Origin of the sequence: Planococcus chinensis (genome assembly GCF_020071995.1) — a bacterium.
In the GTDB taxonomy this organism is placed as follows: Bacteria; Bacillota; Bacilli; order Bacillales_A; family Planococcaceae; genus Planococcus; species Planococcus chinensis_A.
This window is the reverse complement of the sequence record NZ_JABWTK010000012.1, coordinates 1-18,469: the sequence shown is the minus strand read 5'-3', so window position 1 is coordinate 18,469 and position 18,469 is coordinate 1. Positions and strand designations below refer to the sequence as shown.

General features: G+C 47.4%; 18 protein-coding genes, 2 rRNA genes and 1 riboswitch. Of the genes, 1 reads left to right on the top strand and 19 read right to left on the bottom strand.

What is annotated here, in order from left to right; genetic code table 11:
- Positions 1-413 precede the first annotated feature (413 nt).
- The 17 genes from HU147_RS16270 to HU147_RS16190 all read right to left on the bottom strand — a co-directional run bounded on the left by HU147_RS16270 (position 414) and on the right by HU147_RS16190 (position 17,287).
- A complete protein-coding gene (locus HU147_RS16270) occupies positions 414-734 on the bottom strand; it encodes a YerC/YecD family TrpR-related protein (RefSeq protein ID WP_036805966.1) in 321 nt (106 codons plus the stop codon).
- Between the two features lie 180 nt (positions 735-914).
- Positions 915-2,603 (bottom strand): adenine deaminase C-terminal domain-containing protein, encoded by a 1,689-nt coding sequence (locus HU147_RS16265; protein ID WP_440137308.1) that lies wholly within the window; start codon positions 2,601-2,603, stop codon positions 915-917.
- 182 nt (positions 2,604-2,785) lie between these two features.
- The gene (locus tag HU147_RS16260; RefSeq protein ID WP_224077205.1) at positions 2,786-3,376 is read right to left on the bottom strand and encodes a GNAT family N-acetyltransferase; all 591 of its coding nucleotides are present in this window, start codon (positions 3,374-3,376) and stop codon (positions 2,786-2,788) included.
- Between the two features lie 211 nt (positions 3,377-3,587).
- Positions 3,588-4,838, bottom strand: coding sequence for a phosphoribosylamine--glycine ligase (purD, locus tag HU147_RS16255; RefSeq protein WP_224077204.1), 1,251 nt, complete (start codon positions 4,836-4,838; stop codon positions 3,588-3,590).
- Between the two features lie 15 nt (positions 4,839-4,853).
- Positions 4,854-6,389 (bottom strand): bifunctional phosphoribosylaminoimidazolecarboxamide formyltransferase/IMP cyclohydrolase, encoded by a 1,536-nt coding sequence (gene purH / locus HU147_RS16250; protein WP_224077203.1) that lies wholly within the window; start codon positions 6,387-6,389, stop codon positions 4,854-4,856.
- A gap of 34 nt (positions 6,390-6,423) precedes the next feature.
- A complete protein-coding gene (gene purN / locus HU147_RS16245) occupies positions 6,424-6,996 on the bottom strand; it encodes a phosphoribosylglycinamide formyltransferase (RefSeq protein WP_224077202.1) in 573 nt (190 codons plus the stop codon).
- Positions 6,989-8,047, bottom strand: a complete 1,059-nt coding sequence (purM, locus tag HU147_RS16240) for a phosphoribosylformylglycinamidine cyclo-ligase (RefSeq protein WP_224077201.1) — start codon at positions 8,045-8,047, stop codon at positions 6,989-6,991. Before purM ends, purN begins: the two co-directional genes overlap by 8 nt.
- A 12-nt stretch (positions 8,048-8,059) precedes the next feature.
- Complete coding sequence (purF, locus tag HU147_RS16235) at positions 8,060-9,481, bottom strand: amidophosphoribosyltransferase (RefSeq protein ID WP_224077200.1); 1,422 nt, start codon at positions 9,479-9,481, stop codon at positions 8,060-8,062.
- Positions 9,457-11,685, bottom strand: coding sequence for a phosphoribosylformylglycinamidine synthase subunit PurL (gene purL, locus HU147_RS16230; protein ID WP_224077199.1), 2,229 nt, complete (start codon positions 11,683-11,685; stop codon positions 9,457-9,459). The genes purF and purL overlap by 25 nt, the downstream gene beginning before the upstream one ends.
- Entirely contained in the window at positions 11,669-12,352 is a 684-nt protein-coding gene (gene purQ, locus HU147_RS16225; protein ID WP_053166959.1) for a phosphoribosylformylglycinamidine synthase subunit PurQ, read from the bottom strand. The genes purL and purQ overlap by 17 nt, the downstream gene beginning before the upstream one ends.
- The gene (gene purS, locus HU147_RS16220; RefSeq protein ID WP_053166960.1) at positions 12,349-12,603 is read right to left on the bottom strand and encodes a phosphoribosylformylglycinamidine synthase subunit PurS; all 255 of its coding nucleotides are present in this window, start codon (positions 12,601-12,603) and stop codon (positions 12,349-12,351) included. Before purS ends, purQ begins: the two co-directional genes overlap by 4 nt.
- A complete protein-coding gene (gene purC, locus HU147_RS16215) occupies positions 12,600-13,316 on the bottom strand; it encodes a phosphoribosylaminoimidazolesuccinocarboxamide synthase (protein WP_224077198.1) in 717 nt (238 codons plus the stop codon). The genes purS and purC overlap by 4 nt, the downstream gene beginning before the upstream one ends.
- Before the next feature lie 15 nt (positions 13,317-13,331).
- A complete protein-coding gene (purB, locus tag HU147_RS16210; RefSeq protein ID WP_224077197.1) occupies positions 13,332-14,627 on the bottom strand; it encodes an adenylosuccinate lyase in 1,296 nt (431 codons plus the stop codon).
- A 17-nt stretch (positions 14,628-14,644) separates the two neighbouring features.
- Positions 14,645-15,769 carry a 5-(carboxyamino)imidazole ribonucleotide synthase gene (gene purK / locus HU147_RS16205; RefSeq protein WP_224077196.1) on the bottom strand — a complete coding sequence of 375 codons (1,125 nt, stop codon included), beginning with the start codon at positions 15,767-15,769 and terminating at the stop codon, positions 14,645-14,647.
- Positions 15,766-16,254: a 5-(carboxyamino)imidazole ribonucleotide mutase gene (gene purE, locus HU147_RS16200; protein ID WP_224077195.1), complete on the bottom strand. Its 489-nt coding sequence runs from the start codon at positions 16,252-16,254 to the stop codon at positions 15,766-15,768. Before purE ends, purK begins: the two co-directional genes overlap by 4 nt.
- Positions 16,255-16,394: 140 nt before the next feature.
- A riboswitch (purine riboswitch) is annotated at positions 16,395-16,494 on the bottom strand.
- An 89-nt stretch (positions 16,495-16,583) separates the two neighbouring features.
- Positions 16,584-16,769 carry an NETI motif-containing protein gene (locus HU147_RS16195; protein WP_224077194.1) on the bottom strand — a complete coding sequence of 62 codons (186 nt, stop codon included), beginning with the start codon at positions 16,767-16,769 and terminating at the stop codon, positions 16,584-16,586.
- Positions 16,766-17,287, bottom strand: a complete 522-nt coding sequence (locus HU147_RS16190; protein ID WP_263427902.1) for a DUF2179 domain-containing protein — start codon at positions 17,285-17,287, stop codon at positions 16,766-16,768. The genes HU147_RS16195 and HU147_RS16190 overlap by 4 nt, the downstream gene beginning before the upstream one ends.
- A gap of 221 nt (positions 17,288-17,508) precedes the next feature.
- Here HU147_RS16190 and HU147_RS16185 point away from each other — a divergent pair, with 221 nt between their 5' ends.
- Entirely contained in the window at positions 17,509-18,069 is a 561-nt protein-coding gene (locus HU147_RS16185; protein ID WP_224077192.1) for an isochorismatase family protein, read from the top strand.
- Between the two features lie 49 nt (positions 18,070-18,118).
- On the opposite strand, the gene rrf is transcribed toward HU147_RS16185, so the two are convergent.
- A 5S ribosomal RNA gene (gene rrf, locus HU147_RS16180) occupies positions 18,119-18,234 on the bottom strand.
- A 59-nt stretch (positions 18,235-18,293) separates the two neighbouring features.
- Positions 18,294-18,469, bottom strand: a 23S ribosomal RNA gene (locus HU147_RS16175); the annotation flags it as partial.

Sequence of the window (18,469 nt, the reverse complement as noted above, 5' to 3'; positions counted from 1 at the left end):
TTGGGCTCGCAGGCTTCGCCCAATGTCTTTCCTGCGGGCTTGCGCCGAACTAACTCGGCCTGGCAGCCGAGTGGATTTCGGCACTGCGCTGTCCCGCGGGAGTCTCCGCTGTTTTGCTCCATATCTAGACAAAGCAAGAAACCGCAGGGTGCTTCACTTTATTCTCTCTTTTCAAGCGGAACCTTGTAAAGAAGAAAGAAAATGGAATAAAGCGGAAGGCGGCGAAAAACCACTGCTCCTGCATCGCTCCGCTAGCTTCGTCGCAAAGGCTTGCCCTCGCAGGCTTCGGCCAATGCCTTTTCTGCGGGAAAGCGAAGCCGGCGCGAGCCCGCGAAAAGCGTCCGCCTGAAGCGGAATAAGTAAGGCTGTCAAGGTTTCTCGACAGCCTTAAATATGTGCGGCAACTCTTTTGTTCAGTCTTTTGGCAGTTGAAACGGTTTTTCGTCTGGATACAGACGTCCCAGCATTTCATCGTAGCCGTCGTTGCCATAATTCAGGCAGCGGCGCACGCGCGAAATCGTGGCTGTACTCGCACCGGTTTCATTTTTTATTTTTTCATATGTTTTTTTCATTCTCAGCATATGCGCCACTTCCAAACGCTGCGACAATGATTGGATTTCACTGATCGTGCAAAGATCATCGAAAAAACGATAAGCTTCTTCTTTGTCTTTCAGCGCCAAAATTGCTTCAATCAATTGGTCTGTTTGCGGCCCTCGGATTTTATCCACCTGCATGCAGCTTCACCGTCCTTTCCTTTCTCTTCCTGAGCTGGCTCATCCCATGTCAAAGGCATGAAGAAGCTCGCTTCTCCATGCCCAGTATAAGACATTTAATTTAGAAGCCTGTTTCACTAGTTTAGCACTTTAGTCGAGCAGAGAAAAATAATATGGCTATTCTAAAGCTGCAGCCATTTCTCAGCGCATAAATGCCGGGAACAGAATCTTTTTGTTCATGACATCATAAATCCCTTTTTGCGTAATCCGGACATATGGCAGATGGGTGGCCTGCAGGAACAACAGCGTATACACGGCGTCGCCATGCTTATAGCCGCGCTCTTTCAGCGCATCTTTCAAAGCCGCCTCCTGCGGGATCAATTGCTCCATCGGCAGATCGGACATCCCCCCGCCTATTGGCAGCGGCAGCGTGCAGACATTTTCTCCGTCTTCGATTAAGACGATGCCCCCTTTGATGCGTTTCAGTTCTTCAAAAGCGGCCCACATATCCCGCCGGCTTTTGCCGATTAAGATGATGTCCCCTGTATTGGTATACGAAGAAGCAAATCCGCTGACTCCTGCGGCAAAGCCTTTGATCAATGTATTGACGCGCCATTTCCCGTTCCGGTCGACCAGCATCATAAAGCTTTCGTCATGGGACTTGGATAAATTGCCGTCGTGGGTATCGACATTGACTGAATAAGGTTTTGTAATCACGTCGTTGACCATTTCGATTCCGAAAGGCATGGAGAACTGGAAATCGTCTTCCGTCAAGTCAAATTTCATATCGAGCTCCGGCATAACCGACCAGTCGATTGTTGGAAGCGTATATACTTTTTCACCGTTTTTCTTCAGCCAGACGCCTTTTGAAATAACGCCGGACGGCACTGGATTTTCAATATCATCCAGGATATTCAAGTTTGCCATGCGTCCTGTGGCAATCAAACCATGCAGGTTCGTTACATTGTAGTAACGGGCCACATTATAAGACGCCATCATATAAGCATCAATCGGCGGCACTCCTGCATCCAGTGCAATTTGGATGCACAAATCCATGACTCCGTCCTGATGGAAACCAGGAGTGGAGCCATCCGTAGTCATCATCAGCTTATCGAATACATTCAACTCACGTTCGACAATGCCTTTGAGCAAGCTCGGCAAATCCGGGCGGATGGAAGAGTGGCGAAGCGTCACGCCGTAGCCGTGCAGCAAGCGCATTTCCACTTCTTCAACCGTCATCGCTTCGTGGTCTCCGTCTGCTCCAAGGAGCCGCATGCGAGCCAAAGTCTTTTCAGAAGCCCCTGGGAAATGGCCTTCGATTTTTTTCAGGCCCAATTTCGCTTTTTGGATCCAGTACAGCATTTGATCATCGCCTGCCATCAACTTTGGCCAGCCTGTCAATTCGCCGCCTAACAGGACGTCCGGACGGTCCAGCCATTCTCCGACTGACTTGGATGTGAATAAATGGTCTTCGTTATTCATTTCCGTCTGCGAATCAAAGCGGGTCCACCAATAAAAATTGAAAGGCAGCTTTCGCAGTTCATCCAGCAATGAAAACGCTTTCTCGTTTTCCAATGCTAAAAACAAAGTCAGGTTGTCCGACAGGAACGTCGTGGTTCCGCCTTGCGCTGCGTAATCAGCAAATGTCTGCGGATTGTACAACTGGTAAGGGTGAACATGAGGTTCTATGTATCCGGGCACAATAAATTTGCCGGTCATGTCTGCAACTTCCGTATCTTCGCCGATTTTCGGCATTTCTTGTCCAGCGTAAACAATGCGGTCATCCTTGATCCAGATGTTTCCGGTCATCCATTTTTTGAATATGCCATGTAAATAGGTTGCATTCGTCAGAACAAGATCCGGCGATGCTTCTTTCGTAATTACCTTCATTTGCTGTCTTATTTCGTTGTTTCTCCATAACGGGTTTACCAATTGCCGGCACCTTCTCTCTCTTCTCTTATAGATAATATCGTAGCATAATATAGGTTGAAAATACAGATAAGACTGTCAAATATAAGAAGTGGTTTTTATGAAGCAGACACAAAAAATCCACGCTTGCGCGTGGATTTGCTTTAGTTTGAAACTGGATTTGAGAATGGTTCCAATACGTCTTCTTTGCTTCCTTCTTCGAAAGTGAGGACTTTATTGACGCCATCGTACGATTCTCCATAAAAATGAGTATCTTTGTAGGTGTGGATGTCTTCATACATTTTCTTCATTGCTTCGAAGATCTCTTCTTCGCTTTCGCCGTTCGGAGCCCAATAGAGGATCTCCATTGAGTTTTCCTCACCGGTTGCAAGAGAGCGGCGGCAATAGCCGATTGAAGATGCATGTTCAAAGCCTTCACGTGCGTAGAAACGGAGGCGTTTTTCAGTATCCGTGTCTTCGTAGTTTACCGGCTCCACTTCAAGGATGATCGGTTTCTTTTTATCTTTCAGCATTTGCAAAGTCTTTTTGCCAAGCCCCATGCCGCGCGATTCTTTTGAAACAAATAGATAATCCACAAAAGAAAAGTTGTCGAATTCTGCATACATTAAGACATGGTACGGCCCTTCATCTTTATGGTAAACATCGCTCTTTTCTTTCAGCAAAGTCTCCATATGCTCTTTTGATTTCATTTCTTCTACCGGGAAATACTGATTTAATTTTTCGTACCAATTCATTCATTTTGCCCCTTTCAATTTTGGAAAATCATTTTAGTTTTCTTAGCTTGGGATAGCTAAATCGTTCTGGAGTGTACAGGGAGGTAATAGCGGATGTTTCAAGCCTCAACTTTTTTCTTATACCCTTTTTTTCAAAGGATAAAACAAAAAATGGCGTATTTTCTTTCGAAATCTACGCCATTTGATAAAACTTATTATAACACACAAAAAATTACTTTGCACGCCATCCGATGTCCGACCGGTAAAAAAACCCAGTCCACCGGAGCTTATTCAGCTGTTCATATACTTTGTCCTGTGCTTGTGCGATGCTTGTGCCTGCTGCAGCAACCAACAAGACCCGCCCGCCGTTTCCAGCGTAGCCGGAATCAATCCGTTTCGTTCCGGCATGCGTTATTTCAACGCCATCCAGCCGCCGAAGATCTGGCAGCAGCAAGCCTTTTTCGACGTTTTCCGGATAGCCTTCCGCTGCTATGACAACACCTAATACCGCCTGGTCATTCCATTCAAGTTCAAATGGCTTCCCTTTCAGCAAGCTATCCATAAATATTCCGAAATCCGATTGCATGCGCGGCAGGACTACTTGGGTTTCGGGGTCGCCGAAACGTGCATTAAATTCAATCACTTTCGGGCCTTTGTCCGTTAAAATGATGCCGGCATACAAGATGCCGTTGAACGGCGTTCCTTCAGCTGCCATCGCTTCGACGGCCGGCACCACAATTTTGGCATATGTCTCTTTCACCACAGTTTCAGAGATTTGGGGCACTGGCGAATAGGCGCCCATGCCGCCGGTATTCGGACCACGGTCCCCGTCATATGCCCGTTTATGGTCTTGTGAAATCACCATCGGGTAAATCTGGCCGTCCTGGACAAAAGACATGAATGAAAATTCTTCTCCGTCCAGAAATTCTTCTATAACCACACGCGACCCGGAGTCGCCGAATTTCTGGCCATCGAGCATGTCTTTGACTGCAGAAATCGCTTCTCCTTCGGATGCCGCCACCACAACCCCTTTGCCTGCAGCCAGTCCATCCGCTTTAATGACAATCGGCGCACCGTGCTTGCGGATAAATTCAATAGCTGGTTCGGTTTCGGTAAATGTTTCGTAGGCTGCTGTCGGAATGTCGTATTTTTTCATCAATTCCTTAGCAAACGCTTTGCTGCCTTCAATCTGGGCTGCCGCTTTCGATGGCCCAAAAATTCGCAATCCGCGTTCTTCAAAAAAATCGACGATGCCACCAGCCAGTGGCTGTTCAGGTCCAACAAAGGTGAAATCAATGTTTTGCTGCTCCGCAAAATCGGCTAATGCCGAAAAATCCATTTCATCGATTGCTGTGACCGTTGCATCCTCTGCCATTCCATCGTTGCCCGGAGCTGCATAAACTTGTTCAACCGAAGCCGACTGTGAAAATTGGCGTGCGATGGCGTGTTCTCTTCCGCCTCTTCCAATAACCATTACTTTCATCCAACTGCACCTCGCTTAGTGTTTGAAATGGCGAACGCCTGTGAAGACCATTGCAATGCCGTGTGCATTGGCCATATCGATTGATTCCTGGTCTTTTTTCGACCCACCCGGCTGAATAATCGCTTTGATGCCGGCTTTGGCAGCAGCTTCGACCGTATCGGACATCGGGAAAAAGGCATCTGACGCCATGATGGCGCCTGCCGCACGTTCTCCGGCTTGCTCCAGCGCAATTTTTGCCGAACCGACGCGGTTCATCTGGCCTGCGCCAATCCCTAAGGTCATATCTGAATTAGAAACGACAATGGCGTTGGATTTAACATGTTTGACTACACTCCAGCCAAGTTTCAACGCTTCGAGCTCTGCGTCAGTCGGCTGACGATCTGTCGCCACTTGGATTTCTGCATCCTCATAGCCATAAGTGTCGGGCTCTTGTACAAGCAATCCGCCTTCAACAGTCACTGTATTCCATTTGTCTTTTTTAGTGCCGTCAAACGGAATCGTCAACAAGCGGATATTTTTCTTCTGCGTCAATTTTTCCAGCGCTTCTTTTGAAAATGCGGGTGCAATAACGATTTCAAGGAAAATACCAGCCAATTGTTCTGCAGTTTCCGCATCGACTTCCTTGTTCAATGCCACAATGCCGCCGAAAATCGAAGTGGCATCTGCTTCGTAAGCTTTCGCGAAAGCAGCGGAGATCGTTTCTCCCGTTCCGACGCCGCAAGGATTCATATGCTTGACCGCAACTGCTGCGGGCATCTTGAATTCCTTGATGATTTGAAGTGCTGCATTTGCATCCTGGATATTGTTGTACGACAATTCCTTGCCATGCAATTGCTCAGCACTCGCAATTGAAAAGTCTGAGCCAAGCGGGCTGCGGTAAAATGCCGCTTTTTGATGCGGGTTTTCGCCGTAGCGCAGCGGCTGCTGCAATTCATATGTAAGAGTCAATTGATCCGGGTATTCTTCACCGGTCAAATCGGTTAAGTAATTGGAGATGTAAGAGTCGTAAGCTGCAGTATGGCGGAAAACTTTTGCTGCTAAACGGCGTCTTGTTTCAGGAGTTGTAGCGTTTTGATCACGCAATTCACTGGTGACAATTGCGTAGTCTTCAGAATCAACAATAACCGTGACGTACGCATGGTTTTTGGCTGCAGAACGAAGCATGGTTGGACCGCCGATATCAATGTTTTCGATGGCATCTTCAACCGAGACATCAGGTTTTGAAATGGTTTCGCGGAACGGATACAAGTTGACGCAAACAATATCAATCGGGGATATGCCGTTTTCAGCCATTTCACTTTGATGCTGGGCATCATCATGTTTTGCCAAAAGGCCGCCGTGGACTAAAGGATGCAGGGTTTTAACACGTCCGCCCAGGATTTCGGGGAATTTCGTGATTTCATCAACGGCAGTAATCGAAACGCCGTTTTCTTCCAAAAAGCGTTTTGTGCCGCCTGTCGACAAGATTTCATAGTCCATTTTTTCCAGTTCTTGCGCAAACTCCAAAATGCCTGATTTATCCGATACACTTAGCAAAGCTCTTTTTCTCACGTTAAGTCCTCCTATAAAATACTGCAGATGTGTACTACTGGTTTAATAATCGCTGCAAAGTTGCAGGATACAACTGATGTTCAATCGCATGGATTTCTTGTTCGACAGCTTCCCGGTCCCGTCCGTTTACGGCAAAGGATTGCTGGGCGATGATCTGTCCTGTATCCATGCCGGCATCGACGTAATGCACGGTGACGCCCGCTGTTTCTGCTCCTGAAGCCATCGTTTGCCCAATGGCATCTTTCCCCGGAAAAGCAGGCAAAACGGAAGGATGAATGTTGATGATCCGGTTTTCATACGCTTCCAGGAGCACAGATCCAATCAGCCGCATATAGCCGGCCAGCACAATCCATTCTACACCTAATTGTTGCAGTTTTTCTTTCAGCATCTCTTCATATAATTGCTTCGAATCGTATTCTTTCGGGACAAAAGCAAAAGAAGCGATGCCTGCGTCCTTTGCCCGTTCCACGACAAAAGCAGACGGCCGGTCCGTTACAACAAGTGCCAATTCCGCTTCCAGCTGCCCTGCTTGAACTGCATCCGCAATCGCTTGAAAATTAGAGCCGTTTCCAGAAGCGAAAACGGCAATTTTGGGTTTATTATTCATCGAGAGTTCCATCCTGTTCACCTTTGAATTGCACACCGGCTTTGGCAGAAACTTTGCCAATCACATAAGCTTGTTCACCGCTTGCTTCAGCCGATGCCAATACTTGCTTAACATCTTCCGGAGCCACTGCCAGCACAAAGCCGATTCCGGTATTGAATACCGAAAACATGTCGCGGTCTGTCAATGAACCTTTTTCTTTCAGCATTTCAAAAATGCGCAAAACGGGCCAAGCGCCGAGCTCAATTTCAGCCCCCAAGCCTTCAGGCATCATGCGCGGCAAGTTTTCGATAAAGCCGCCGCCTGTGACATGAGCCATGCCATGGACTCCTGTCTCCTTGGAGATTGCTGCTACGGTTTTCGCATAGATTTTCGTCGGCGTCAGCAATTCGTTGCCGAGCGGACCGAGGTCTTCAAAGCCTTCAATGATCTCGTCAAGCTGGAAATGGTTCTGGTCAAAAACAATATTGCGGACAAGCGAATAGCCATTCGAATGAATGCCGCTTGAAGCAAGGCCGATCAAAACATCGCCTTGCCGGATTTTTTCGCCGGTGACAATGCGGGATTTCTCCGCTGCGCCTACGGCAAATCCGGCAATATCGTATTCTTCCACTTCATACAGCCCCGGCATTTCGGCTGTTTCGCCGCCGATTAATGCTGCTCCGGCCTGTACGCAGCCGTCCGCAACGCCTTTGACAATCCCCTCGATTTTCTCCGGAACCGCTTTGCCGACTGCAATATAGTCAAGGAAAAACAGGGGCTCTGCACCTTGCGCTACGATATCGTTGACGCACATCGCCACACAGTCAATGCCGATGGTGTCGTGGCGGTCTGCCATAAAAGCCAATTTCAATTTCGTTCCGACTCCGTCCGTTCCGGAAACAAGAACCGGTTCTTTCAAGTTCAGCTCGGATAAATCAAACATGCCGCCGAAGCCGCCGAATGCACCCAACATGCCTTTGCGTGCTGTCCGTTCCACATGTGATTTCATGCGGTTTACCGCTTCGTAGCCTGCTTCGATATTCACTCCTGCCTTTTCATATGCTTTTGACACACCGGTTCCCCCTTATTTCACTTTCTCTTTTTCATGCGGCAATACCGTATCCGGATAAATATGGGTCGGATATTCGCCGGTAAAACAGCCTAAACAATGTCCGCAGTTGGAACCTGGATCAGTACGGCCGATATTTTGCACCATGCCGTCCACTGACAAAAACGTCAACGAGTCGGCGCCGATGATTTCACGCATTTCTTCTACCGTATTGTTCGCTGCAATCAGTTCCCCTGAAGTGGAGATATCAATGCCGTAAAAACACGGGCTCTTGATAGGCGGCGAACTGATGACCACATGGACTTCCGTCGCTCCCGCTTCTTTCAGCAAATTGACGATGCGCCGGGAAGTCGTCCCGCGGACGATGGAATCATCGACCATGATGACGCGCTTGCCTTTTACCACTTGGCGCACCGGCGACAATTTCATTTTAACGCCTTGCTCCCGAAGGTCCTGCGAAGGCTGGATAAAAGTCCGGCCAACGTAGCGGTTTTTGATCAGGCCCAGTTCGTAAGGAATGCCGCTTTCTTCCGAGAAGCCGATTGCTGCCGAGATGCTTGAATCGGGCACACCTGTCACGACATCTGCGTCGATCTGTATTTCTTTTGCCAGCTGTTTACCGAGGCGTTTTCGTGCTGCGTGTACATTAATGCCGTCAATATCCGAATCCGGACGCGAAAAGTAGACATATTCCATCGTGCAGATCGAGCGTTCCTGCGGATAAGCGAAACGTTCAGCCCGCAGGCCCTCGTCAGTAATCACCAAAAACTCACCCGGTTCAACCGAGCGGACAAATTCCGCTCCGATGATGTCAAACGCACAAGTTTCGGATGCTACGACCCAGGCATCGCCGAGCTTCCCAAGAGACAAGGGGCGCAGGCCGTTCGGGTCAAGCGCGACATACATCGCCTCTTCTTTCAAAATCAAACAGGCAAATGCACCTTTTAATAGCGATAAGGCATTTTTGGCCTGTTCTTCAAATGTCGCATAGCCGCTCCGCTTGATCAGGTGCGCCAGCACTTCCGTATCCGAAGTGGTTTGGAAAATGCTCCCTTGCCGTTCCAGATGGCTTTTCAAGCTATTGGCATTCACCAAGTTGCCGTTATGCGAAATCGCCAGGCTCCCGGTTGTAGAATTGAAGAGCAGCGGCTGCACATTTTCAATGCCGCTGCCGCCGGCTGTTGCATATCGGACATGTCCGATAGCACCGGTGCCGGCAATAGCATCGATTTTCTCCGGCGTAAACACTTCACTGACCATGCCCTCGCCTTTTAACGCTTTCAAGTAATTTTTATCCGTCGAAACAATCCCTGCGCCTTCCTGGCCTCTGTGCTGCAAAGCGTGCAATCCATAATAGGTGAGCTGAGTCGCATTCGCGTGGCCCCAAATTCCAAAGATGCCGCATTCTTCATTTAAGCTTCTGATTTCAGCAAGCATGGGATAGCTCCTTTCCAGGCTGAGCGAAGCGTTTCGACTGAATCATTGATCCAAACCGCACCGTCTTCACTTCTTATCACTAAGTCTTGTGTGTCGGTGACTGTGCCAATTCGTTTGGCATCCGTGACGGCTTGTTCAAACGCTGCTGCATGTTCCGGAGATACGGTGATGATAAAGCGTGACTGTGATTCGCTGAAAAGAGCCGTAGTTGCAGAACCGGAAAGCGTTACATCGATTCCCAGTCCGTTTCCGAATGCTTTTTCTGCAAGTGCGACGGCAACGCCGCCTTCTGCCACGTCATGTGCAGATGCCACTAGACCGCTCTGGATAGCTGACAAGATCTGCTCCTGGCGCTTCGCTTCAACAGCTAAATCAATGGCAGGCGCTTTTCCGAAAATACGTCCTTCGACCATTTTCTGAAGTTCACTGCCGCCGAATTCGGTAAAGCTTTCGCCGATCAAGTACACAAAATCCCCGGCTTTTTTCGCATCCTGGGTTGTCACATGGGATAGGTCTTCCACTAACCCAACCAAACCGATGGTCGGCGTCGGGTAAATCGCGGTGCCGTTTGTTTCATTATATAAAGAGACGTTGCCGCCAATTACGGGTGCATCAAGAATCGTACAGGCTTCAGACATGCCGTCTGCCGCTTTTTCCAGCTGCCAGAAGATTTCCGGCTTTTCCGGATTTCCGAAGTTCAGGCAGTCTGTAATAGCCAATGGTTTAGCACCGGATACTACTACATTGCGCGCAGCTTCCGCTACGGCGATTTTTCCGCCGGTTTCCGGATCCAGATAGATATAGCGGGAGTTGCAATCTGTCGTCATTGCGAGGCCTTTGTTCGTGCCGCGCACGCGGATGACTGCTGCATCCGAGCCAGGACTCACGACTGTGCTCGTGCGCACCTGGTGGTCGTATTGGTCGTAAACCCATTCCTTCGAAGCGATGGTCGGCTGTTTCAATAAAGCCGTCAGCGTTTCGCCGTAGTTTTCCACTTTCGGTTCGGCGTTGTCCATTTGCTGATACTCATTAAAATAAGCAGGTACACTGGAAGGTTTGTGGTAAACCGGTGCATCTTCTGCCAATGCATCAACCGGCACTTCTGCCACCACTTCGCCTTTATGCAATAAACGCAGAGTCGAATCGTCCGTTACGGTACCGACTGTCACGGCGTCTAATCCGTACTTTTCGAATAGCTCCACGATTTCAGGTTCGCGCCCTTTTTTCACGACAATCAGCATGCGTTCCTGAGATTCGGATAACATCATTTCGTAAGCCGTCATGCCCGTTTCGCGCTGCGGCACATGGTCCAGATCCATTTCAATGCCGGAACCGGCTTTTGAAGCCATTTCAGCTGAAGAAGAAGTCAGCCCTGCCGCACCCATGTCCTGGATGCCGACAAGTGCATCGGATTTCACAAGTTCCAAACACGCTTCAAGCAAGAGTTTTTCCATGAATGGATCTCCAACTTGCACCGCCGGGCGGTTATCTCCCGATGATTCCGTCAATTCTTCCGAAGCAAATGTCGCGCCGTGGATGCCGTCGCGCCCTGTTTTTGCGCCGACGTACATCACCGGGTTGCCGACTCCTGAAGCGATTCCTTTTTGAATGTCCTTATGGTCGATCAATCCGACGCACATCGCATTGACGAGTGGATTGCCATCGTAGGAATCGTCAAACTGCACTTCGCCGCCGACTGTCGGAATGCCGATGCAGTTGCCGTATCCTGCGATCCCGGCCACCACTTCTTCAAACAGGTATTTCACACGCGGTGTTGTCAGCTCGCCAAAGCGGAGCGAGTTCAGCATCGCAATCGGGCGTGCGCCCATTGAGAAAACGTCGCGGATAATACCGCCGACTCCTGTCGCTGCGCCTTGATAAGGCTCAATCGCTGATGGGTGGTTATGGGATTCCATCTTAAAGACCACTGCCTGGCCGTCTCCGATATCGACAATCCCAGCGCCTTCGCCTGGCCCTTGAAGGACACGAGGTGCTTTTGTCGGGAATTTCGAAAGGACCGGTTTGGAGTTTTTATACGAACAATGCTCGGACCACATGACCGAGAACAAACCCGTTTCGGTGTAATTTGGTGTTCTGCCTAAAATGTTTTCCACCATCGCAAACTCTGCATCCGACAATCCCATTTGCTGATAGATTTTCTGCTCTTTGATTTGCTCAGTATTTGGCTCAAGCATGACTGACATTTGCTTCCCTCCACTGTTTCACGATTGATTTGAATAATGCCAAGCCGTCGCTTCCGCCGATCAATTCGGACACTGCGCGTTCGGGATGCGGCATCATGCCAAGCACATTGCCACGTTCATTGACGATTCCTGCTATGTTGTTGCGGCTGCCATTAAAGTCATCCGCATAAGAAAAGACGATTTGATTGTTTTGTTTCAGCTGTTCGTAAGTCGCATCATCGCAATAGTAGTTCCCTTCGCCGTGTGCGATCGGAATCTGGATTTCCTGGCCTTCTGAATATTCATTGGTAAACAGCGTGTTGGCATTTTCAACTTTCAAGCCAACTGTCTTGCACATGAACTTCAAGTTCTTGTTGCGGAGCAAAACGCCAGGAAGCAGGCCTGCTTCCGTCAAAATCTGAAAACCGTTGCAGATGCCGAGAACCGGCTTGCCTGCTTCCACCGCTTTTTTCACTTCATCCATTACGGCAGAAGATTGGGCAATCGCGCCGCAGCGCAAGTAATCGCCATACGAAAATCCGCCCGGCAATAAAATTCCGTCGTAACCGCTCAAATCTGTTGAATCGTGCCAAACGTACTCTGCTTCTTCACCAAGTTCATCCTTGACCGCGTGGTACATATCCAAGTCACAATTGGATCCAGGAAATACGATTACTGCGAATTTCATTGCGAGACAGCCTCCTCAATTTCGAAACGGTAATCTTCAATCACCGTGTTCGTCAATAACTTTTGGCACATTTCATTTACAAGTGCATCAACATCACGTGCATCGTCTGAAATCATCAGTTCCAAGTATTTGCCGATCCGGACATCTTCAACTTCCGCGTAGCCCATTTTATGAAGAGATCCCATTACTGCAGACCCTTGCGGATCCAATACGCTTTCGCGCAAAGTGACGTAGATTTTTACTTTTTTCATGAATGTTGTCCTCCCAGTTTAGCTAAAATGAGTTCGTACGCATCCGTTAAATTGCCGAGGTCCCGGCGAAATACATCTTTATCTAGTTTCTGTTTCGTTTTGGCATCCCATAGACGGCAAGTATCCGGCGAGATTTCGTCTGCCAGCAAGATACGCCCTTCATGGTCACGGCCAAATTCAATCTTAAAGTCCACCAGATCTACGCCCACTTCTTTGAAGAATCCAATTAGGACTTCATTGACCGTCAACGCTTTTTCACGCAGTTCCTGAACTTCTTCTGTAGTTGCCAGTTCAAGCATTTCAATATGATCTTCTGTAATGATCGGATCTCCCAGTGCATCGTCTTTATAGTAAAATTCAACGATCGGACGCTTCAGGACCGTTCCTTCTTCCAAACCGAGGCGCTTGGCCATACTGCCGGCCACGATATTCCGGGTCACTACTTCGACCGGAATGATCGCTACCTGCCGGACTAGCTGTTCATGGTCAGACAATTGTTTAACGAAATGGGAAGCAATGCCCGCTCCCTGCAATCTTTCGAAAATCAATGAGGTAATTTTATTGTTCAGCATGCCTTTGCCGGCGATTTCGGCTTTCTTCTCACCGTTGAAGGCTGTTGCAGAGTCTTTGTATTCCACCCATAAAATATCTTGTTCGTCCGTTGCATATAAGCGTTTTGCCTTTCCTTCGTACAATAGCTGACCTTTTTCCATGTTCAGAGCCCCCGTTTAGTTTAATCCAAGTCGGTTGAAAATCATGTCCACTTGCTGCAAGTGATGGTTATAGTCAAAGCAATCGTCCAGTTCTTCTTTAGACAATTGAGAAGTGATCGTGTCATTCGCTTCCACAATTTTACGGAAATGTGTCTGGTTTTCCCACGCTTCCATCGCGCAAGGCTGCACCGTATCGTAAGCCGCTTCACGTGCCATGCCTTTGTCGATCAAAGCCAAAAGCACACGCTGGGAATAAATCAACCCTAAAGTCGAATCCATGTTGCGCTTCATGTTCTCCGGGAAGACCGTCAAGTTTTTCACGATATTCGAGAAACGGTTCAGCATATAGTTCAATGCAATCGTCGCATCCGGCAAAATCACGCGCTCTGCTGACGAATGCGATATGTCGCGTTCGTGCCAAAGCGAGACGTTTTCATAAGAAGTGACCATGTATCCGCGGATCAAGCGTGCAAGGCCAGTCATGTTTTCAGAACCGATCGGGTTGCGCTTATGCGGCATCGCCGATGATCCTTTTTGCCCTTTTGCAAAAAACTCTTCCACTTCGCGTGTTTCCGATTTTTGCAAGCCGCGGATTTCTGTCGCGAACTTCTCGATCGATGTCGCAATAAGTGCCAGTGTGCTCATATACTGCGCATGGCGGTCGCGCTGCAAAGTTTGAGTCGAAATCGGTGAAGCAGCAAGCCCCAGCTGTTTGCAGACATACGCTTCAACGAACGGGTCAATATTTGCGTATGTGCCGACAGCACCTGACATTTTGCCTGTTTCAATAGTCGTTGCAGCTGCTTCAAAACGCTCCAGGTTGCGTTTCATTTCTTCATGCCACAGGGCCAGTTTCAAACCGAATGTTGTCGGCTCTGCATGGACGCCGTGTGTACGGCCCATCATCACTGTCATTTTATGTTCTTTGGCTTTATTTGCCAAAACTTCGATGAAGTTGTTTAGATCTTTGCGGATAATTTCATTCGCTTGTTTGATCAAATACGATAACGCCGTATCCACCACATCTGTAGAAGTCAGGCCGTAATGCACCCATTTGCGTTCTTCGCCGAGCGTTTCCGATACGGCCCGTGTGAACGCCACCACATCGTGGCGGGTTTCTTCTTCAATTTCCAGAATGCGGTCTACTGAAAAGGAAGCGTTCTGGCGGATTTTCGCAACATCCTCTTTTGGAATATCCCCAATTTCAGCCCATGCTTCACATGCTAAAATTTCCACTTCCAGCCAAGCGTTGTAGCGGTTTTCATCTGTCCAAATTGCGCCCATTTCAGGTCGTGTGTAACGTGCGATCATAATTCAAGTTCCTCCAATTATTCCGGCCAGATGCCGGATTCGTCGATTTCTGTTAAAGTCCTTTTCAGGTCTTCCGTTAATATTGTAACATGGCCCATTTTGCGTTTATGCTTGGCTTCGTCTTTGCCGTATAAATGAACCGACCAGTTCGGGTATTGCGAAATTTTCGAGGTCAACGGGGCTACATGCTCCCCGAGAATATTCACCATGACCGTATCCGCCCATAATTTCGGTGCTCTTAGCGGCCATCCGCAAATGGCTCTTACGTGCTGATGGAATTGGGAGATATTTGTTCCTTCTATTGAATAATGCCCTGAATTATGGGGACGGGGTGCAAGTTCGTTTACAATAATCCGCCCATTCTCCAGAACGAACATTTCCACTGCCAAAGTTCCAACCATGTTCAAGTGGCCAGCGATTTTCTCTGCCGCTTCTTTTGCCTGTTGGATCGTCGCTTCCTTTACCGGTGCGGGTACGATGGTTTGGTGTAGAATATGGTCTCTATGGATATTCTCCCCGATCGGCAGGATTGTCATTTCGCCGTGGACATTGCGCTGAATAATAACGGAAATTTCTTTTGTGAATTCAACGAATGCCTCCGCAACACAATCGCCATTCTGGAAAAGCGGTTCTGCAAGCGGCAGCTCTTCTTTCGACTTCACCATCTGCTGTCCCTTGCCGTCATAGCCGCCTCTTGCCGTCTTTACGACGAAAGGAAAAGATAATTCAGCACTCTTTTTTTCCAGTTCTTGATAAGACGATGCCGTGAAATAATCCGCAATCGGTACGCCTGCTTCCGAAATTGCCTGCTTCTCAAAAATGCGGTCCTGTGTAATCCGGATCAATTCGGATCCTTGCGGAACATAAGCAATTTGAGTCAGCTTTTCCAAACCTTCCACATCTATATTTTCAAATTCATATGTGATGACGTCACTCGCTTCAGCCAACTCTTCAAGTGCATGCATATCATTATAAGGCGCTACGATTTGAACATCAGCCACTTGGCCGGTCGGTGAATCCATTGACGGATCCAAAACCGCAATTTTAAAACCTGCTTCTTTAGCTGCCAGTGCCATCATGCGCCCGAGCTGCCCTCCGCCAATGATGCCAATCGTTTGTCCGGGCAAAATCATTTTTGTCATATTAAATCACCTGTACTAGTTAAGACTTCAGCGTGCGTTCGATCTCTTCTTGTCTGCAATGCCTGGGCAGCCTGTGTGTCTGTTGTGCCGAGAATCTGGGCAGCAAGAAGGCCTGCATTAATGGCTCCAGCTTTGCCAATTGCTACGGTAGCGACAGGAACTCCGCCAGGCATCTGCACGATGGATAACAATGAATCTAATCCGTTCAGCGCTTTTGATTGGACAGGAACGCCAATGACCGGAAGGGTTGTTTTCGCTGCTACCATTCCAGGTAAATGAGCAGCCCCGCCTGCACCTGCAATGATGACATGCAATCCTCTTTCTCTCGCTTCTTCTGCATAAGAAAACATCAATTCCGGAGTCCGATGAGCGGAAATTACTTTCTTTTCATAAGCGATTCCCAGTTCATCCAATACGTCACATGCATGTTTCATTGTTTCCCAATCACTTGAACTTCCCATTATCACGCCGATTCGTGGATTCATTTCAAAATCTCTCCTTTAAAACAAATAAAAGTCCTCAAGTAAACTGTTCACATTACGTGAAAAGCAGTTTACTTAAGGACTTTTTAATAAGACGAATTAGTAAATGATGCCGCAAATAAGCCCATTTTTCGCCACGTATCCATTAAGTTGCTTTCCCGCATAGTCCAGACATTCCGGTGTCTTGGTAGAAACGCAGAAGCCAATTCCTCTGCATATATGGGGTATCCTCAATTATCATAACAAGATAGAAAGAGTGAGTCAACAATAAAGTCGAACGATTACTTATTTGCATATTCCATTGTTCGGTTTTAATAAGGTTTTAACCATTATTACTCCATTTTTGTTCCTTTAAATTTTACAATTTGCCGAATTGGAACCGGCTTCCCTTCAACCTCTTCAAACAAAGGCTCTTCTTTCCGGCCAACTGCCATATAACCAGCCTGTTTCATTCTTTCCAAGCAGGCATCCATGGTTTCATTTTCGGCAACCTCAAACCAGACAGTTTTTTTACTCATTTAAACAACTTCCCTTTCCGTACTTGTTTCACCCAGAAACCGCCATGAATCGTTTTTGGCTCATAGGCAATGATAAAAGCTTTCGGATCCAGTTCTTGAATCGTTGCATATAATTGAAGCTCCATTTTACGCGGCGTCAAAATTTGCATCGACTGGCGCCCGCCTTCCATCCCGTTGGCAACCCAGTCAGTAACTCCATATCCTTTTTCCCGCAGTTTTGCCGGAAGCAATTGATTAACATCACTAGTAATAACGTTTACCGTAATGTAGCCGAGTGCCAATTTCTCTTCAATCTTCGATCCTACAATAACGCCTGTACCAAAACCAATCGCATAAGCAATCAAATTTTGAATTTGATCCAAATTATCCAAAACCAGTCCTAATCCCACTATATAAATAACCGTTTCCACCACACTTACCATTGCAGCGCTATAACGATAGCCTTTCAGCGTCAAAATCATACGTATTGTCAAAAACGCAACATATACAACATTAATAGAGAAAATAATAAGAATCATCAACCACGGATTAAAATCCACTTTTTGCACCCTTTCTTACTCGCTTCTAAAGTTCCATGTCTCATACTAGTAGATATTAATAATGAATGCAAGACAGAGAATGTCAGATTTCCATTATATAGAAGGAAATCATTCTTATAAAAAGGATTTTTAATAAAAGATACGAACTATTTATTTAAATAAAAGCTGCAAATCCATTCTTTAGTAAAGGGGAGTTACAGGTGACTCAGGCACTTATCATAATTGATGCCCAGCAGGCCCTTATTGATGGAACCCCGTCCGAGCCGGAAATTGTGAATAAGCAACAGTTGATTCAGGCAATAAATGATGTAATCAGCAAAGCGAAAACAACTTCCGTTCCCATTGTCTTCATACGTGACCTGGATGTAGCAGAAGGCCAGGGTCCAGGTTTTCAAATTCATCCGGACATTGACTCTTCTAACCCTGCCGCAATATTTGATAAAAAAGCGACCAATGCTTTTTATCAAACCCCCTTGCTGAAATTTTTACAGAATCAGCATATTAAACACATAGTCATTATGGGATGTAAGACAGAATTCTGCATCGACACAGCTGTCAGAACTGCCACTATTAATAAATTTGACGTCACGTTAATTCAAGGTGGCCATTCGAAAACCGATTCACTGATACTAAAGGGAGAAGAAATTATTGCACATCATAACCGAACACTTCATGGACATGACAATGTCGACCATTTCTCCTTAGTCCGAAACAGCAGTGAAGATATTTTTGTTCTTATACACAACAACTATCGCGAATAAACACAAAAAAGCCGCCACCGGAAATACCGGCAACGGCTTTTTTTACTTGGCCCAGCAATGTCCTACTCTCACAGGGGGAAACCCCCAACTACCATCGGCGCAAAAGAGCTTAACTTCCGTGTTCGGGATGGGAACGGGTGTGGCCTCTTTGCCATCATCACTGGACTATTTTTTTGAGTGCTTGCGCCCTCAAAACTGGATATGCGACAGGTGAAAACAACGTGTTGGTTAAGTCCTCGATCGATTAGTATTCGTCAGCTGCACGTGTCGCCACGCTTCCACCCCGAACCTATCTACCTCATCGTCTTTGAGGGATCTTACTTGCTTGCGCAATGGGAAATCTCATCTTGAGGGGGGCTTCGTGCTTAGATGCTTTCAGCACTTATCCCGGCCACACATA

Bases quoted from the DNA above. Each gene is read 5' to 3' on its own strand.
- purD (WP_224077204.1), bottom strand. From the start codon at position 4,838: ATGAAAGTAATGGTTATTGGAAGAGGCGGAAGAGAACACGCCATCGCA.
- purB (WP_224077197.1), bottom strand. From the start codon at position 14,627: ATGATCGCACGTTACACACGACCTGAAATGGGCGCAATTTGGACAGAT.
- HU147_RS16270 (WP_036805966.1), bottom strand. From the start codon at position 734: ATGCAGGTGGATAAAATCCGAGGGCCGCAAACAGACCAATTGATTGAA.
- HU147_RS16260 (WP_224077205.1), bottom strand. From the start codon at position 3,376: ATGAATTGGTACGAAAAATTAAATCAGTATTTCCCGGTAGAAGAAATG.
- purQ (WP_053166959.1), bottom strand. From the start codon at position 12,352: ATGAAATTCGCAGTAATCGTATTTCCTGGATCCAATTGTGACTTGGAT.
- purN (WP_224077202.1), bottom strand. From the start codon at position 6,996: ATGAATAATAAACCCAAAATTGCCGTTTTCGCTTCTGGAAACGGCTCT.
- purC (WP_224077198.1), bottom strand. From the start codon at position 13,316: ATGGAAAAAGGTCAGCTATTGTACGAAGGAAAGGCAAAACGCTTATAT.
- purL (WP_224077199.1), bottom strand. From the start codon at position 11,685: ATGTCAGTCATGCTTGAGCCAAATACTGAGCAAATCAAAGAGCAGAAA.
- HU147_RS16195 (WP_224077194.1), bottom strand. From the start codon at position 16,769: ATGAGTAAAAAAACTGTCTGGTTTGAGGTTGCCGAAAATGAAACCATG.
- HU147_RS16265 (WP_440137308.1), bottom strand. From the start codon at position 2,603: ATGAAGGTAATTACGAAAGAAGCATCGCCGGATCTTGTTCTGACGAAT.
- purS (WP_053166960.1), bottom strand. From the start codon at position 12,603: ATGAAAAAAGTAAAAATCTACGTCACTTTGCGCGAAAGCGTATTGGAT.
- purE (WP_224077195.1), bottom strand. From the start codon at position 16,254: ATGAATCCACGAATCGGCGTGATAATGGGAAGTTCAAGTGATTGGGAA.
- HU147_RS16190 (WP_263427902.1), bottom strand. From the start codon at position 17,287: ATGATTCTTATTATTTTCTCTATTAATGTTGTATATGTTGCGTTTTTG.
- purF (WP_224077200.1), bottom strand. From the start codon at position 9,481: ATGCTTGCTGAAATCAGAAGCTTAAATGAAGAATGCGGCATCTTTGGA.
- purK (WP_224077196.1), bottom strand. From the start codon at position 15,769: ATGACAAAAATGATTTTGCCCGGACAAACGATTGGCATCATTGGCGGA.